The 16360-nt window shown below is 64.6% G+C and carries 12 protein-coding genes and 1 other RNA gene; 5 read left to right on the top strand and 8 right to left on the bottom strand.

Going from position 1 to position 16360, the window contains the following annotated elements:
- Window positions 1-1034: 1034 nt before the first annotated feature.
- The 4 genes from ACMPH2_RS06295 (at window position 1035) to ACMPH2_RS06280 (ending at window position 6297) form a co-directional block, all read left to right on the top strand.
- Window positions 1035-2516 carry a glycoside hydrolase family 32 protein gene (locus ACMPH2_RS06295; RefSeq protein ID WP_314638922.1) on the top strand — a complete coding sequence of 494 codons (1482 nt, stop codon included), beginning with the start codon at window positions 1035-1037 and terminating at the stop codon, window positions 2514-2516.
- Between the two features lie 45 nt (window positions 2517-2561).
- Window positions 2562-3860, top strand: a complete 1299-nt coding sequence (locus ACMPH2_RS06290) for a glycoside hydrolase family 32 protein (RefSeq protein ID WP_417118930.1) — start codon at window positions 2562-2564, stop codon at window positions 3858-3860.
- A gap of 54 nt (window positions 3861-3914) precedes the next feature.
- Complete coding sequence (gtfA, locus tag ACMPH2_RS06285; RefSeq protein ID WP_417118929.1) at window positions 3915-5330, top strand: sucrose phosphorylase; 1416 nt, start codon at window positions 3915-3917, stop codon at window positions 5328-5330.
- Window positions 5331-5397: 67 nt separating this feature from the next.
- Window positions 5398-6297 (top strand): HAD-IIB family hydrolase, encoded by a 900-nt coding sequence (locus tag ACMPH2_RS06280; RefSeq protein ID WP_314638924.1) that lies wholly within the window; start codon window positions 5398-5400, stop codon window positions 6295-6297.
- Window positions 6298-6505: 208 nt separating this feature from the next.
- Here the strand turns inward: ACMPH2_RS06280 and ACMPH2_RS06275 are convergent, their stop codons facing one another.
- From ACMPH2_RS06275 to ACMPH2_RS06255, 5 genes are all read right to left on the bottom strand, one after another.
- Window positions 6506-8029, bottom strand: a complete 1524-nt coding sequence (locus tag ACMPH2_RS06275) for a glycoside hydrolase family 32 protein (protein ID WP_417118928.1) — start codon at window positions 8027-8029, stop codon at window positions 6506-6508.
- Between the two features lie 60 nt (window positions 8030-8089).
- Window positions 8090-9040, bottom strand: coding sequence for a carbohydrate kinase family protein (locus ACMPH2_RS06270; RefSeq protein ID WP_314638926.1), 951 nt, complete (start codon window positions 9038-9040; stop codon window positions 8090-8092).
- 109 nt (window positions 9041-9149) lie between these two features.
- Window positions 9150-11114, bottom strand: a complete 1965-nt coding sequence (locus ACMPH2_RS06265; RefSeq protein WP_417118927.1) for a PTS sucrose transporter subunit IIABC — start codon at window positions 11112-11114, stop codon at window positions 9150-9152.
- A 200-nt stretch (window positions 11115-11314) separates the two neighbouring features.
- A complete protein-coding gene (locus tag ACMPH2_RS06260; RefSeq protein WP_072500186.1) occupies window positions 11315-12307 on the bottom strand; it encodes a LacI family DNA-binding transcriptional regulator in 993 nt (330 codons plus the stop codon).
- The gene (locus ACMPH2_RS06255) at window positions 12304-13227 is read right to left on the bottom strand and encodes a patatin-like phospholipase family protein (RefSeq protein ID WP_417118926.1); all 924 of its coding nucleotides are present in this window, start codon (window positions 13225-13227) and stop codon (window positions 12304-12306) included. The genes ACMPH2_RS06260 and ACMPH2_RS06255 overlap by 4 nt, the downstream gene beginning before the upstream one ends.
- A 147-nt stretch (window positions 13228-13374) precedes the next feature.
- Here ACMPH2_RS06255 and ACMPH2_RS06250 point away from each other — a divergent pair, with 147 nt between their 5' ends.
- Window positions 13375-13884 carry a flavin reductase family protein gene (locus ACMPH2_RS06250; RefSeq protein WP_417118925.1) on the top strand — a complete coding sequence of 170 codons (510 nt, stop codon included), beginning with the start codon at window positions 13375-13377 and terminating at the stop codon, window positions 13882-13884.
- A 158-nt stretch (window positions 13885-14042) separates the two neighbouring features.
- Here ACMPH2_RS06250 and ssrA read toward each other — a convergent pair.
- The 3 genes from ssrA to ACMPH2_RS06235 form a co-directional block, all read right to left on the bottom strand.
- Window positions 14043-14407, bottom strand: a transfer-messenger RNA (tmRNA) gene (gene ssrA / locus ACMPH2_RS06245).
- A gap of 214 nt (window positions 14408-14621) precedes the next feature.
- Complete coding sequence (locus ACMPH2_RS06240; protein WP_417118924.1) at window positions 14622-15533, bottom strand: ABC transporter permease; 912 nt, start codon at window positions 15531-15533, stop codon at window positions 14622-14624.
- Window positions 15520-16008 (bottom strand): ABC transporter permease, encoded by a 489-nt coding sequence (locus tag ACMPH2_RS06235; RefSeq protein WP_129583189.1) that lies wholly within the window; start codon window positions 16006-16008, stop codon window positions 15520-15522. Before ACMPH2_RS06235 ends, ACMPH2_RS06240 begins: the two co-directional genes overlap by 14 nt.
- Window positions 16009-16360: the final 352 nt, after the last annotated feature.

Here is a 16360-nt window from a genome sequence, read left to right as displayed (position 1 = left end):
AATGACTCCGTCGTCCCTCGGCCCCATGTGCGGAGAGGGCAAAGAGGCAACGAGCGCGAGGCAGCCAGCACGCCGCGGCAATGAGGGAGAGCAGTGCATACGGCCACGAGACCGCCTGACCAAGGGGAATCACCCTCGTAAGGGACCACCAGGCAAAGGATCCGACGCCCACGCGCATGGGCATCGGGTCCAGCTTGCCGTCAGGGGTCGCACTCACCCCCAGGAGGATCAGCGACGCCACGGGAATCACGACAAGGTTCACGGGAGAGAAGCCAGTCGTCCAGAGCCTGCCGGGCGCCATACGACCGTCGACGACGGCCGTGACGGCATATGACAGCCCCCTGACGAGAAAACCCGCCGCGATCGCGGCGAGACCCCCTCCGCCGCTTGGCTTCTTCTCGTCAAGGCCGCACGAGGCGCCGCGAGGGAGACGCGTCTCCTCCCCGGACGGGCATGAGGAGAGAGCGAGCGCGGAGGCGAACGCAAGCACGGGAGTCGCCAGGAGCCAGGCGTGCCGGAAGGAGGCGAACCAATCCATGTCGAAGGGCCATGCGTATCGTGACATTCTCGCAAGCGAGAGGCAGAGCGCCCACTCCACGGAAGCCAGCGACGCAAGGGCAACGACGCCAGCGGCTCGGAGCCGTCGCGCGAGGCCATCCGGAACAACGCGAGCGAGGACGAATCCCGCACAAAGCCCGAGCGCCACCAGCGCCTGGTTGCCGGACAACGCTGGGTTCGGCGCCGTCAACGCATAGAACGGCATCGTCGTGAGGAGGGCGAGCCCCACAAGGCGGACCAGAGGCCCACGGCCTTCCGCAAAGCGCGCTTCCATCGGCTGGGCTCCTCCCCCTCTCTAGACACACACATCATAGGAGCTCGCCCTGCACGGCAGGAAAACCACTCGCACGACGCGGGTGCCGCTCGCCGCCGCCTGGCATACTATGAAATCGTTCTCAGATAAGATTATAAGCAGATATGCAGACGTGCTGGCAGGGTCCGTGCACGCCTCGGCACACCCAGGGAAGGGGCATTTCATGAGCGACGAATCCTGGCGTCCCAAACTCCACCTTGCACCCCAGAAAGGCTCCCTCAGCGACCCCAACGGACTGTGCCAGTTCCGCGGCACCTATCACATCTGCTGCCAGAACGCCCCCGAGTACCCCGGCAACTTCGACAGCCCCCACGGCTGGGGCCACTACGTCAGCCGCGACCTGACCAACTGGGTCTTCCTGGGCTGCCAGGTCATGCCCGACTGCCCCTCCGACAAGGACGGCTCCTACTCTGGAGGCGCCTACCTCGCCACCCCCGAGGACGGCGCCGACCACGGCGGCGAGGTCTGGTACTACTACACGGGCAATGTCCGCCTGCCCGAGGGTGACGGCACGCTCGCCGGCCGCCTTGCCAACCAGACGCGCATGCGCAGCTACAACGGCATCCACCTGGGCCCCAAGGAGGTCGTGCTCGACAACTCCGGATACCCCGCCTACTGCTCCAACCACGTGCGCGACCCCAAGGTCTGGAAGCAGGACGGCGCCTTCCACATGCTGCTGGGCGCGAGGACGCGCGAGGACAGCCGCGGCGCGGTTCTGTGCTATCGCTCCGAGGACGGCGAGGCCTGGGAGCTCGAGGGCTCGGTCACCAACACCGACCCCACGCCCTTCGGCTACATGTGGGAGTGCCCCGACCGCATCGTCCTCGCAGACGAGAAGGGCGCGCCCCACGAGTTCCTTGCCACCTGCCCCCAGGGCACGGACGAGCTCGGCCTCCCCTACATGCTCCAGAACGTGCACGGCAACGGCTACTTCCCCATCGAGGGGACCCTTCTGGACCTTCTCCACCAGGACCACGAGCTCATGGACGCCAAGGCCCCACACGCCGCCATCGACCAGACGACCTTCGTCGAGTGGGACCACGGCTTCGACTTCTATGCCTGCCAGACCCTCGTAGACGAGAGGGGCCGCACGCTCCTCGTAGGCTGGATGAGCCTGCCCCATGACAAGAACGACGTGCGACCCTACGACAATCCCACCAGCACCTGGCGCGGCTGCCTCACGGTCCCGCGCGAGCTCGCGCTGGGTCCGGACGGACACATCCTTCAGAACCCCGTGGCGGAAATCGACGCGCTCCGCGGGAAGGCGGTCGCCTTCGAGGGCAGCGCCAGCATCCCCAAGGTGTCGGACCTCGTGGTCTCTGGCATCGAGGGAGAAGGCACCCTGCGCTTCGACGACGCCCTCGAGCTGCGCTTCCACGACGGGGTGGCAGAGTTGGAGTTCATCGACGACGAGACGGGCCAGGGCAGGAAGGTCCGCCGCGCCAGGGTCGATGCCGTGCGCGACGTCCGCGTCGTCATGGACACCTCCGTCCTCGAGATCTTCGTCAACGGCGGCGAGACCGTCTTCGGCACCCGCTACTACAGCGAGGCCGAGGACATCAGGGTGAGCGTCGACTTCCCCGAGGCCACCGCCACCTGGTACCCCATGTCGCCCATCAGCGTCAACTACGTCGTCGACCGCTAGGAGCAGGACCCGACGCCACAAGACAGCCACCACGGAGAGGCACACATGCAGAGCATCAACTTCCACACGCATCGGGGCTGGATGAACGACCCCAACGGGTTCATCTACTACAAGGGCGAGTACCACCTCTTCTACCAGTACTTCCCCCATGCCACACAATGGGGGACCATCTGCTGGGGACACGCCATCAGCCCCGACCTCGTCAACTGGCAGCAGGAGGACATCGCGCTGTTCCCCTCCAAGCCCGCCGACCAGAACGGTTGCTTCTCGGGCAGCGCCATCGAAAGCGGGGGCAGGCTCCGCCTCTTCTACACGGGCGTCCACTACGACGAGTTCGACCCCGACGACATCAACAAGTGCATTCCCGGCCACTTCACCTCGGCGCAGCTCACCATCGAGTCGCCCGACGGCCGCAACTTCAACAACTTCGAGGACAAGCGCGTCATCATCCCACCCATCGAGGACCCCGAGCTGGGCGACGCCACCCACACGCGCGACCCGAAGGTATGGCAGGGTTCCGATGGCTGGTACCTGGTCCTGGGCAGCAACATCCATCGCAGGCAGGGGGAAGTCCTCTTTTACAGGAGCCAGGACCTCGTCAACTGGGAGTACGTCAACCGCACCGTCCTCGACCCCGAGCTCGGCTGGATGTGCGAGTGCCCCGACCTCTTCAGGGTCGACGGGAGCACCGTGCTCCTCGCCTCGCTGATGGGCTACGAGGGCGGCAGCGACGACCAAAGCGTCTGCTTCGTCGTCGACTACGACGAAGCGGGCTGCTCCATCGAGTTCACTGGCAAGCGGCGCCTCACCGACTACGGCCACGACTTCTATGCGCCGCAGACCACGACCGATGCCGAGGGTCGTCGCGTCATGGTGGGCTGGATGCGCATGCCCGAGCCCGTCGACGACAAGTGGATCGGCATGTTCACCGCACCGCGCATAATCGAGGTCGTCAACGGGCACACCTACTTCCGCCTGCATCCCAACGTACGCCATGCCATCGCCCACCGCACCAATGCGTCAGCGCACCACCGTCCCTATCTCTTCGGGACCACCTTGCACGAAGGCGACCACATCGACATCGGCGGTCTGCGCGTGTGGCAGGACAAGAACCGCGTCCACGTCGACCGCAGCAAGGTCTACCGTCCGCGCGAGGGCTTCACGCATATGCACTCCATGACGCCCGAGGTGGCAGACGAGAACAAAATCGAGATGCTCGTGCACGGGCACATCGTCGAGGTCTACGTCAATGACGGCGAGTACATCATCAGCAACATGGTCTATGGCCTGGGCAACTCGATGTCCACCAACTCGTCAGCGGACTTCACCATCCTCGGCCTCTAGGCCACGCACGGAGGCACGACATCCACAGCACCCACCAGCCGCAGGGAGAGTCACATGAGGTTCGAGAACAAGATCATGCTCATCACCTACGCCGACAGCCTGGGGAAGAACCTCCGGGACCTCGACCAGGTGCTTGCCAGGCACTTCGACAAGGCCGTGGGCGGGGTGCACATACTGCCCTTCTTTCCTAGCTCGGCAGACCGCGGCTTCGCCCCCATGCGCTATGACATCGTCGACCCCGCCCTTGGCAGCTGGGATGACGTGCGTCGCATAGGCGAGAGGCGCTATCTGATGTTCGACTTCATGATCAACCACATCTCGCGCCAATCTCCCTACTTCCAGGACTTCCTGGCCAAGAAGGACGAATCGGAGTTCGCCGACTTCTTCATCAGGTACAAGGACTTCTGGCCGGGGGGCGCCCCGACCCAGGAACAGGTGGACGCCATCTACAAGCGCAAGCCCAAGGCGCCGAGCGTCGTGGCGGAGTTCGCCGACGGCAGTCGCGAGGACGTGTGGTGCACCTTCGGGGAGGAGCAGATCGACATCAACATCAGGTCCGATCGCGCGCAGCGCTTCTTCCGCGAGACACTGACCCACATGGCCGAGAACAACGCCTCCATCATTCGCCTCGACGCCTTCGCCTACGCCGCCAAGCGCGCGGGCAGCAGCTGCTTCTTCGTGGAGCCGGATACGACCGAGCTCCTGCGCGACATGCAGGAGGTGCTTGACCCCTACGACGTCATGGTGCTCCCCGAGATTCACGAGCACTACACCATCCAGATGCAGGTCGCGGACAAGGGCTACTGGGTCTACGACTTCGCCCTGCCCGTGCTGACCCTGCATGCCCTCTATTCGGGCGAGGGCAGCTACCTCGCAAACTGGCTCATGATGAGCCCCAAGCATCAGTTCACCACCCTCGACACCCACGACGGCCTGGGCATCGTCGACGTGAAGGACCTGCTGCCCGACGAGGCCGTCGACTACACCAAGGACAAGATGTTCTCGGAGGGGGCCAACGTCAAGAAGGTCTACAACACCGAGGCATACAACAACCTCGACATCTACCAGGTCAACACCACCTACTACTCCGCACTCGGCAATGACGATGACGCCTACCTGCTCGCCCGCGCCGTCCAGTTCTTCGCCCGCGGGGTGCCCATGGTCTACTACGTCGGCCTGCTCGCTGGCAGCAACGACATAGAGCTGCTCGAGTCCACCAAGGAGGGCCGCAACATCAACCGCCACTACTACAGCGTCGACGAGATAGACCGCGAGGTCGAGCGCCCTGTCGTGAGGGACCTCGTCGAGTTGATGGAGCTGCGGAACAGCCATCCCGCGTTCGACGTCGAGGGCGAGCTCGAGGCAGACGCCCAGGGCAGCAGGCTTCGCATCCGCCGCACCGCAGGCGAAGCCTGGGCGCAGCTCGACGCGGACCTCTCGTCGCATTCCTTCGAGGTAACACACTCGTAGGGACATGGCCACCGACGGGCACGGCGCCCTCCAACCCAGCCGGAGCCCGAACACGAAGGAGCACCCCTTGCTACCCGCAAACACGCACTTCCCCCAAGGCATCGGCGCGGCATTCTATGACCTGGACGGCACCATCCTCGACCTGACCCGCGTCTCCGAGCGCACGGTCGCCGCCCTGGAGGCCGTGCATGCGGCGGGCTGCGCCAACGTCATCTCGACCGGCCGCAACCTGCCCATCGTGCCCGACGCCATCAGGCTGCCCTGCATCGACTACTACATCACCGTCAACGGCGGGCAAATCCTCGACGGAGAAGGCCGTCACCTGGCGAGCAAGGCCATCCCCCGCGACATGGCGCTCGATATGGCACATTGGCTGCACTCCCGCGGCGCCGGCCTCAACGTGCTCACCTCGAGGGGGGCCTACTTCGAGAAGCGACTCGTGTCCTACATGACCCAGGCCGTGCATCGACTGGACGACAGCAGCACCCTGAGCGACGAGGACCTCGACGAAGAGATCTCGAGCATCCCCAACCGCTTCACCGTCGACGACGTCGAACCCGAGATTCTCGCGGTCGACGAGGTGACGAGCTTCGTCGAGAAGATGGGTGCCTGCTTCGACACCGCAGACGACCTGGCGCGCGATGCCGCAGAGTTGGAAGGGCGAGGAGACCTGCAGATTGCCGTCGTCACCCCCACCGAGATAGAGATCACCCTCAAGGGGGTCGAGAAGGGCTCGGGCATCGAATGGGTGCGGGAGCGGCTGGGGCTGGACAGGGAGCAGCTCGTGGCCTTCGGCGACTCGGGCAACGACCTGCCCATGGTGCCGCACGTCGGCGTGTTCGTGGCCGTGGGCAACGCCTCCGAGGCAATCATGGAGCAGGCGTCGTGCGTCGTCGACACGATGTGGGAGGACGGCGTCGCCAAGTGGCTCGAGCACGCCCTCGAGGGTGAGTGGTACGAGGCGTAGCCACTGACTTGTCCGCCGCAGCGGAGGTTTGGGACAATGCGCGGCTGGCCCACCCCGTAGGGAGAGAGCCAGCCGCGCACTCCATTCGCAAACTGCGCGTGACTTCACGATGACCTGCAGCTTCGCACAGGCGCGCGCAAACTACGGCTAATCTGCGCGCGCCCGTGGCCACGTGCAATGCCACGCGTCACGCGGGCGTGCTACGCCCCTAGCCCACGTTGTTGAAGACAAAGGCGCCCATCTCCCAGGCGCCGTGCCATGCCTGGAGGTCAGACGTCACGTGCAAGTCGGTAACCTCCAGGGGATACCAGCGCGTGGTCATGGTCTTCTCTCCCCCGTTTACGTAAATCTCTATGACAGAGGTGTCCACCAGGATGCGCAGGTCGGTCACGCGTCCCGCGCTCAAGGCCGAAAGGGGCAGGCGGCGGTTGGTGCGCCAGCGTCCCGAGGGACTCTGAAAGTCGAGCTCGAGCATGTCCCCATGGAGGAGGAGCTCGAGGTCGGAGCCAATGATGACGCGCCCCTCTCCCTTGATGTCCTTGATGAGCACGTCCGCCGTCCCGTTGGGGAAACGGGCCGACTTCGCCCCCGTGACGTCGAACATGTCGCAGGTCGTCTGCGACCCCACATAGCCCGTGGCGCCCGGCGCGGCGCCCTCGCTAAACTCGACTTCCGTGCCGCGCAGGGAGTCCACCTCCTCGACGGGCCAGAAGCACACCCGGCCGGACTTATTGAGGGAGAGCTCGCGCGGCAGGGTCAGCGTGTGCATCCACTCGCGCGTCGGCGTCTCGTACTGGAACTCCACGTCTGGCAGGCCGATCCACCCCACGCAGAGCACACGGCCGCGCTCGTCTTCGAAGACCTGGGGGCAGTAGAAGTCGAAGCCGTAGTCGGTCTCGACGAAGTCCCCCTCGTCGAAGCAGGCATAGGGCCCCTCGCCGTCCATTCCCTTCGGGTCCCGCCCAAGCAGGTCGATGACCTTCCCCTCCACCGGGAAGTAGCCGCAGTTGTGGATGTTCTGATACTTGAACGGCTGCTTGGGGACCCCTTGGGGACACACGAAGAGGAACTCGCGACCGTCCAGTCGAACGGCGTTGGGGCATTCCCACATATAGCCGAAGCCCCTTCTGCCGCGCGACGTCGCCGACCCCTCGAACTCCCAGGCGAGCCCATCGCCCGAGCGATATAGGAGCACGGTGCCACGACTGTCCGACGTACGGGCGCCCAGCAGCATGTGGAAGGCCCCGTCCTGCTCCCACACCTTGGGGTCGCGCACGTGGTTGGAGCAGTAGGCGGGATATCCCTCGTTGTCGAGGACGCAGACCTTCTCGCTGAACGTGTTGCCGTCCTCGGAGGTCACGAGTATCTCGTTTGCACGACGCCCCTCGAAGTCATAGTCATGCTCGCCGGGGTCGAGCACGTTGCCCGTGTAGTAGCACCACAGCCTGTCATCCTTGACCAGCGCGGACCCCGAGTAGGAGCCGTTGCGGTCAAGCTCGCAATCGGGCCGGATCACCTCGCCATGGAAGGTCCAGCTCACGAGGTCCTCGCTCGTCCAGTGCCCCCAGCCATGCCCCACGGCGGGCCACTTGGGCGTGTACTGGTGAAACCAGTGGTAGACCCCGTTGAGCTGGGACAGGCCGTTGGGGTCGGTCAGGCCGCCCGTGGGCGTCTGCAGGTGGAAGCGCAGTCGCCAGTTGTGCTTGGGGTTCCAGTTGATGTCGACGGCCATGGGGCTTCCTCGATTCGGGAGGGTTGACGTGGGTGCGCGCGAGGGGCAGGCGTCGGCTGGCTACGCCAGGACCCCAAGCACTTCGGCACGCTCGGGCATCGCGGGGATGCCGCCACGCTTGCGGACGCAGAGCGACGCCACGGCATTGCCCATGCGAGCCATCCCCACTGCCTCATCAAGTGCCACCTCTGCGGGGGCCAGGCCGCTTTCGAGAAAGGCGGCAAGGAACCCGCCCCAGAAGGAGTCGCCGGCACCCGTGGTGTCCACCGCCTCGGTCTTGAACGGCGGAACTGCCGTGACGCCATCTTTGGTGCATACCAGGGCGCCTTCGGAGCCCAGGGTGACACAGCAGACCTTCACTCCACCAGAGACCAGCGCCCTCGCCGCTTCGGCGGGGTCGCGGCGACCGGTCAGCAGCTCGCACTCGTTGTCACTCATCTTCATGATGTCCATGTAAGGCACCACGGCGCGCATCTGCTCCATGGCCGCCTCCACGCCCGGCCAGAGGTTGGCGCGGTAATTGGGGTCATAGCTCATAACGCAGCCGGCGGACCTTGCCACGTCCAGCGCAGCGAAGGTCGCGGAGCGTGCAGGTTCGTCGGTGAGGGAGAGGGAGCCGATGTGGAAGACCCTGCTCTCGGCGATGAGCCTCGTGTCGAGCTCGTCGGTGGTGATCTGGGTGTCGGCCCCAGGCTTGCGCGCGAACGAGAAGGAACGGTCTCCCTGCTCGTCGAGCGCCACGAAGGCCAGGGTCGTGAAGTAGCTCGGATCCGTCAGCAACCCTCGCACGTCGATGTTGTTGGCCTCCATCGTGGCACGCAGGAACCTGCCGTGCATGTCGTCACCGACCTTGCCCAGAAAGGCAGTCTGGTGACCCAGGCGCTGGAGGGCGACCAGCACGTTTGCCGGTGCACCCCCAGGGTTTCGCTCGAAGAGCTTCTGGCCGGCGTCAGATATGCCCGCGTCCGTAAAGTCTATGAGCACCTCACCCATGGCAGTAACGTCAATCATGCCGAGCTCCCTTTCAAACGATGGGTCGGCCCACAAGGGCCCTCATTCCAACGGGGGGCAGCCGCTCGTGGCAGCCGCCCCCCACACGCGCATGTCTGGCGCAAGCGCCCTATCCGAGTTCGATGAGCGCGGCTCCGGCCTTCACCGCGCCGCCAGTGTGGGTGTTGACGGTCCCGTACTCGTCAGTGTTAGTGACGATGACCATGGTCGTCGGATCAAGATTGGCGGCCTTGATGGCACCGAGGTCGACCTCCATGAGCAGGTCACCCTTCTTGACTACCGCACCCACGGTGGTGTGAGGCGTGAAGGGCGCGCCCTTGAGGTTGACGGTGTCGATGCCGATGTGGATCAGAATCTCGGCACCCTCGTCAGAGAGCAGGCCGATGGCGTGGCCGGTCTCGGCCAGGACCGTGACGGTGCCCGTGACGGGGGCGTACATCTTGCCGTCGCTGGGAACCACGGCGGCGCCGTCACCCATCGCCTTGCTGGCGAAGACGGGGTCGTCCACCTGATCGAGGCCGATCGCCTGACCGGCGCAGGGCGCGAAGATGACCTCGGCGTCGGTGGGGGCGGTGACACCCTGGTTGGACTGGGCGACGCTCGCGGCGACCGCAGCGGTCTGGTTGGCAGCCGCCTGGGTGGAGGCGACGGCCTGCTCGGGCAGGGACTTGCCCTGCCTCTTGGCGTCGGCCTCGTCGGAGTAGAGGGTCCAGGTGATACCGAAGGCGACCGCAAAGGCGGCAGCGAACATGATGACATAGCCAACGGCATTGTCGATGCAGAGCAAGATGCCGAAGATGCCGGTCACGCCGGTGCCGGTGGCAGAGAGGTTGGTGAAGTAGCAGATCACGCAGCCGACGGCAGAGCCGACCATGCCAGCGACGAAGGGCTTGACCTTGGGCAGGTTGACGCCGAAGATTGCGGGCTCGGTGATGCCAAGCAGGCAGGAGATGCCGGAGGGCACCGCGAGGGCCTTGGTCTTGTCAGACCTGGTCTTGAGGGCAACGGCCAGGCAGGCACCGCCCTGCGCGATGTTTGCGGCAGAGGCCAGGGGCAGCCAGTAGGTGACGCCGTGCTGGGCGATCATCGAGACGTCGATGGCGGTGTACATCTGGTGCAGGCCAGTGACGACCGACGGGCTGTAGATCAGGCCGATGACCGCGTTGCCAAGGCCGAAGGGAACGGAGAGCAAGGCCATGAGCAGGCCAAGGATGGCGTTCTCGAGGAAGACGAAGATGGGGCCGATGAAGAGGATCGTCACGTAGGCCGCGATCGAGACGGACAGGAGCGGCGTCAGGAAGAGGTCGAACATCTCGGGGACGATCTTGTGCAGGCGCTTCTCGAAGAAGCAGAGAATCCAGACTCCCACGAGGATGGGGATAACATGCCCCTGGTAGCCCACCCAGTCGATGCTATAGAGACCGGGGACGACGTTGAAGGTGACCATCGTGCCGTCGGCGATGGCGGTGGAGGCGTTGTATGCGTTGATGAAGTCACCGCTGATGAGCAAGGCACCCAGTGACGCGCCGAGGTAGGGGTTGCCGCCGAAGACAGTTGCGGCGGAGAAGCCCAGGAGGATCTGGAGGTTCGCAAGCGCGCAGGCGTTGATCAGGCCCGCGATCTTCCAGTACACGTTGTTGGAGAGGTCGACGTTCGGGAAGAGGAAGGGGATGGCCCCCATGATGCCCATGAGCATGCCGGAGGCGACGATTGCCGGGATGATGGGGACGAAGACGTCAGAGAGGACCTTGATGGCCGCCATGAACTTGTTCTGGTTCTTGGCGGCAGCCTCCTTGACCTCGGCCTTGCTCGCCGCGCTGATGTTGCCCTGGCCGATGAACTCGTCGTAGACCTTGTCGACCGTGCCCGTGCCAAAGATGATCTGCAGCTGGCCCGAGGCCTCGAAGTTGCCCTTCGCGCCGGGGATGTCCTCGAGCTTGTCCTTGTCGATCTTGCCGTTGTCGGCAATCACGAGGCGTAGTCGGGTCGCGCAATGAGCGGCGGACACGACGTTTGACGCGCCTCCGATCGCCTCCAGCGTGGCCCTTGCGGCCTCTTTGTAATCCAGCGCCATTCTTCCTCCCTTGTCCTGCTACGACCTGCAGTCTTAGGTCTGTGTGAAATCGTTCTCACACCTTTGAATAAGATTAGGAGGACGCCTTCACAAAAGGAACACCTTTTGCCGAGCGCATGTGAACGGTAGGTTTTTGTCGACAAACGGGGAACTTTGCAGGCGGGCGAACCTGCCGCTCCCTCGCCGACGGAGGCGAAGGACTATGCAGGACTGTGCGTCGAGCCTCCCAGGACGAGCTTGTAGCCCATCTTGACCTCATGCGGGGCTGCCTCGCTCTGCTCCATCAGCTCGAGGAGCATGCGTGCCGCCTCCGCGCCGCTGGTGCGATAGTAGTAGTGGGCGGTGGTGAGGCTGGGGCTCACCACCTTGGCGAGCATGGAGTCGCCTAGCCCCGTGAGGCGCACGTCCCCCGGCACGACGCGTCCGCTGTCGTGGAGGTACAGCAGGGCACCCGCCGCGATCTCGTCGGTGGCGCAGACGATGGCGTCCGTCTGAGGATGGGCCTCCATGATCCTTGCCGCGCAGTCGAAGCCCGACCGCACGTTGAACCTGCCTTCCTCGATGGGTGCCGCGTCCACGTCGAACCCCTGGTGCCCGATAGCGTCAACGAAGGCCTTGCGACGAAGGAAGCCCGTCGCGTAGTCCCTCTCGGGCACGGCTATGAAGGCAGGATGGCTGCTGCCCACGGTACAGCAGAGCGTGAGGTCATACATGCTGTCATAGTCGTTGAAGTAGACGCAGTTGACGCCTTTGACATGCTGGCCCAGCACCACGAGGGGCAGGGGAAGGCTCCTGAAGAGTCGCTCGTGCTCTTCCGTTATCTCAGTCCCGATGAGGATGATGCCGTCGCTCCGGCCCTGGTCGGCCAAGGACTTGATGTATGAGATCTCTGCCGATCCGTCGCCGTCCGTGTTGGCGAGCACGGTGCTGTAACCCGAGGCGACAAGGACCGAGGTGATGCCCGCAACCTCCCGCGCGATGGACTCGGAACTAATCTTGGGGATGATGACCCCAACGAACTGCGTCTTGCCCGTGCGCAGGGTGCGCGCCTGCTGGGACGGCACATAACCCGTCTGCTCGATCACGCGGGCGATGCGCTTGCGCTTCTCCTCGCTGACATACCCGTCGTTGAGGTAGCGCGACACGGTGGCCCGCGACACGTTCGCCATCTGGGCGATTTCGTTGATGGTCATGCCCTGTCCCCCCAAGACGCGCCCGACCGTCCCGCGAGGAAGGCACGGACCTCGTCCAGGCGCTTGGTCGCCTGCTCCCTGCCCTGCAGGTAGAGGTCCAGCAGCTTCCCCCCGTCATGCTCGTTGGTCGAGACCTCGACGGGCTGCGCGGGCGCTATCACCAGGACCGGGCTCGACTCCTTGGCCTCGAGGGCGAAGAGCCTCTCGCGCTTGGCGTTGTACGAGGAGGCACGCACGGAAAGGGCCTCCTCGTAGTAGGGGAAGCCGTCGTAGCGATGGCTCCGCACCGTGATGCGCTCGTTGAGGCCGGACTTCTGGTAGTCGCGGTCCTGCGTGATCACCACCAAGGCGCGATCGGCCGGTTCGTAGCCCTCGACCTTCGCCGCGCCCTCACGCCCCAACGCCACCTCGAAGGGGATGGAGTCCGTGGTGCCGCCATCCAGGTAGCGGTGCCCGTCGATCTGCACCATGCTGGAGACCAGCGGAAGCGAAGCCGAGGCGCGCACCTTGACCACGTCCTCGGGAAAGCTCGCACACTCCAGGTAGGCGGGAGTGCCAAACACCACGTCACTCGCCACGGCAAACATGCGCGTGGCATTGGCGTTGAAGGCCACGTCGTCACCTGGGTCCAGGTGGTTCTGGATCTCCTCGTACATGAACTCGCCACCAGCGAGGTTGCCCGTCGTGGCAAAGGACCAGAGCGACATGAAGCGCCGGTCGTCCCGGAAGGCGAGCATGATGCGCATCGTGCGCCCGATCTGGCGCGACTTGTAGCTCGCCGCGTTGATGGCACCCGCCGAGACTCCCCAGACGCTTGCGAAGTCGTAGACGCCCCTCTCTTGCAGCACGTCCAGGACGCCAGCCGTGAACATGCCCCTGAAGCCGCCGCCCTCGAGGACGAGCGCGTTGCCTCGTGCCATGCAATCCCCCTCCCGTCAGTGCCGCCACCCAACGCCAACGGGCCGCTGGCATCGGGCGTCCGAGCCATTCTCATCATGGATGATATAGTGCAGCAAAAGGGAGAGGAGCGCCTGCCACGACTAGGCGCGCACGGGGAAGAGGGCAAGATGGACGCTACTGCATTATTCAAGTTCTCATCTGGTCTGTATGTCGTGTCCGCAAGGGCGGACGACGGTGACGTGGGCGCCTGCGTCATCAACACCGGACTCCAGCTCACGAGCAAGCCCCTGCAGGTCGCAGTCGTGGTGAACAAGCAGAACCACACGGAGCAGGTGATCGAGAAGGCCGGTCACTTCGCGCTCGCGCCCCTGACCCAGACGGCAGACATGCCCTTCGTCGGCCGCTTTGGCTTCCGCAGCTCAACCGACTTCGACAAGTTCGAGGGCATCCAGAGCGACATGACCGGCAACGGCGACCCCTATCCCACCGAGCACGTCGCGGCAATGGTCTCGTGCAAGGTGGTGCAGAGCCTGGACGTCGGCACCCACATGCTCTTCGTCGGAGAACTGGACGACGCGCGGAACCTCCTTGCGGAGGAGCCCCTCACCTATGCCTATTACCATGTGGTCCTCAAGGGGAAGACGCCTCCGAAGGCCTCGTCCTACGTTCCCGAGTAGGCCAGGAAGCAACAGGCACGTGCCTCGCACGTCGGCGTCATCCTTTCGGGACGGCGCTTTGGCAGCGCCTTTTTAGGAATAGCGCAAAGGCTGACACCACGCGTCGCATGTCACACAAGCCCCCTCCCGCACAAGGTGGGAGGGGGCTGACGTCATCATGGTGGAGGTGCGGAGAATCGAACTCCGGTCCAAAGCAATCCCCTGGCAGGTGTCTCCAAGCTCAGTCGTTGGTTGGCTCTCGGACGCCTCGCACCCAACGACACGCGTTCGGCATCCCAGTTGGTTCGGTCTTAGCCTGCGGCATACCAACCACGTCCGCAGGAGCATCTCCCTAGAATGACGTCACCCCGAAGACGGGAGCGATCCCCGGTTAGACGGCTGCTAGTAAATTAAGCAGCGAGGGCGTAAGAGCCCTGATAAGAGTTGTCGTCAATTCAATTTGACGGTACCCCTGTTTAACGTGGCGAGGAGACCACGGCTTGCTGCCCACCTCAGAACTACCCTGTCGAAACCAGTCACCCCCATGAGGTTGTGGGGCTGCTGCCACCATGCGCGCTGTCAAAGTTCAAGAACGGGCGATGTGCGTCGAAGGACGACGCGTCCGGTGTCCGTATTCTACCCAAGGGCGACAAGGGGCGAGGCGGGATTCGGTGAAAGTGCAAGCCCACCACCCGTGCCCCACCCCAGGCTGGGCCTCGGGCACCCGACGTCACGACGAGATGCAGACGGACGCCGTGCTACAGCTCGGCCATTCCCCTGCTACGTCCCACGACGAGCGCCACGAGGAGAATGGCAAGCGCATAGACCAGAAGGCCCAGGACCGAGAGCGTCACGAGAGCCGGCGACTCCAACAGGCTCTGCCTTGCAAAGAGGACGACGCCCAGAAGCGAGGTAAGCGCCCACGCGAAGAGGCCGACCGTCAGACATGCGGCATAGAGCCGCAGGTTGCGCCTGCGGGCGGTGGTCGGCGCACCCATCCTGCGCTCGCGTATGGCCCGCCCGTTGAGCCTGGTCATCAGGATGGCGATGCAGACGGTGACGCTCGCGAACAGGGGATAGGTGGCGAACATGCAGTAGGCCTGAAACGACTTCGGCAGGGGCGTCGTAGCCTGGGGAATCAGGCTTGCCTCGACCTCGCTTTTCATGGCCTCGTTCACGTGCGCCACGATTCCGTCCTGGTCGAAGCCGGTCGTGGCGGCATAGCCATAGAGCCCGCTTGCATAGGACGTGACGCTGGCCTGCATGAGCGCTCCGGCGCCGGACTTGTAGGAGACGTAGGCCTCGAGGCCAGGCGCTGAGGCCCCAGCCCTGGCCGCGGCGACGAGCTTCTCGCCCCAGCCCTCGGGAATCACGAGGATGTAGCTCACCGCGTCCCTGGCAACGGCGTCCTGGATGGCCCGAACGTCATCGGCCAGCTCTCGGTGGTCCCCTTGGGCTAGGACCGCGTCCTTGAGACCCCGAGAGAGCCTGGAGCCATCCCTGTCGATGACCGCAACGCGCGTGGGGTCATACGAGAACGCGGACGCCGGTTGGTCGTTGGAGGCGCTCGCCCCTATGAGGACGCCCATGAGGTTCATGAGAACGAGGTAGATGGCTATGTAGGCCTTATGACCCCAGATGATCTTGAGCAGAGACCTAAAGGTGGGCATAGGAGAGCCTCCTCATGCGAAGGACGGCGACGGCAAAGAACGCGGTTGCCATGGCGAGCAGGACGAGACAGCTCTCGAAGAATGGCCCCAGAGTGTCGTAATACAACAGGGCGTAGAAGCAGTTCGCCATATGCCACAGCGGGTTAGCGTGAGAGAGAGCGGGGGACGCCAGCTCGACGGCGTCAGCCAGACCCTGTGCCGTCGGTCCATAGAGTCCCGTGAAGAGCGAAAGCAGGCAGCTGATTCCCGAGACCGCACCCGTCTCAATACGGGTGGTGCCAAGCGCGGCGCCCAGCGCACAGCTCATCAGGGATGAAACCGCGAGGGCAACGAAGGCATAGCCTGCCTCGCCGCCAAAGCCGACTCCCACGACCAGCCACATGAAGAGGTAGGTCGTGCAAAGGCATGCCAACTCGCAGACCCAGGCCGCCAGCAGCGTCGCCAGGAGAATGCGCCAGCGCGGCGTTCCTGCCATGGCGCTGCGCACGCCAAGGGCCGAAATGCCCGACTGCGTCCTCTTGACGGCAAGGACGGGCCAGCATCATGCCCATTCCGGCGGACATGGCCAGCAGGGAGTAGTAGTAGCGCGCGTCGGGGTCGGGGGCGACCTTGGTGACCTGCAGCTCTTGCGTGTCAACGCCTCGAGAGAAGGTGGTCGTCAAATCACCGCCGGCAAGAAGCTGGGGGGCCTGCCTTGCGACGTCGGCAATCTCCATCCGCGTGCGCAGGTAGGAGTTGAGCGCCACCCGCATCGCCGCGGGGCTCAGCTTGCCGTTCAGGGACGCGTCGACGTGCAGCCGGGGAACGCCTTCGCCGTCAACCGTGAC

This window comes from Olsenella phocaeensis (assembly GCF_048189965.1).
Lineage (GTDB): Bacteria > Actinomycetota > Coriobacteriia > Coriobacteriales > Atopobiaceae > Olsenella_I > Olsenella_I phocaeensis.
Note: the sequence above shows the minus strand (reverse complement) of the source record. Positions and strands in the feature narration are given on the sequence as shown.

Excerpts from the sequence above, each read along its gene's own strand:
- ACMPH2_RS06295 (WP_314638922.1), top strand. The coding sequence starts at position 1,035 with ATGAGCGACGAATCCTGGCGTCCCAAACTCCACCTTGCACCCCAGAAA.
- ACMPH2_RS06290 (WP_417118930.1), top strand. The coding sequence starts at position 2,562 with ATGCAGAGCATCAACTTCCACACGCATCGGGGCTGGATGAACGACCCC.
- gtfA (WP_417118929.1), top strand. The coding sequence starts at position 3,915 with ATGAGGTTCGAGAACAAGATCATGCTCATCACCTACGCCGACAGCCTG.
- ACMPH2_RS06275 (WP_417118928.1), bottom strand. The coding sequence starts at position 8,029 with ATGGCCGTCGACATCAACTGGAACCCCAAGCACAACTGGCGACTGCGC.
- ACMPH2_RS06270 (WP_314638926.1), bottom strand. The coding sequence starts at position 9,040 with ATGATTGACGTTACTGCCATGGGTGAGGTGCTCATAGACTTTACGGAC.
- ACMPH2_RS06265 (WP_417118927.1), bottom strand. The coding sequence starts at position 11,114 with ATGGCGCTGGATTACAAAGAGGCCGCAAGGGCCACGCTGGAGGCGATC.
- ACMPH2_RS06260 (WP_072500186.1), bottom strand. The coding sequence starts at position 12,307 with ATGACCATCAACGAAATCGCCCAGATGGCGAACGTGTCGCGGGCCACC.
- ACMPH2_RS06255 (WP_417118926.1), bottom strand. The coding sequence starts at position 13,227 with ATGGCACGAGGCAACGCGCTCGTCCTCGAGGGCGGCGGCTTCAGGGGC.
- ACMPH2_RS06250 (WP_417118925.1), top strand. The coding sequence starts at position 13,375 with ATGGACGCTACTGCATTATTCAAGTTCTCATCTGGTCTGTATGTCGTG.
- ACMPH2_RS06240 (WP_417118924.1), bottom strand. The coding sequence starts at position 15,533 with ATGCCCACCTTTAGGTCTCTGCTCAAGATCATCTGGGGTCATAAGGCC.
- ACMPH2_RS06235 (WP_129583189.1), bottom strand. The coding sequence starts at position 16,008 with ATGGCAGGAACGCCGCGCTGGCGCATTCTCCTGGCGACGCTGCTGGCG.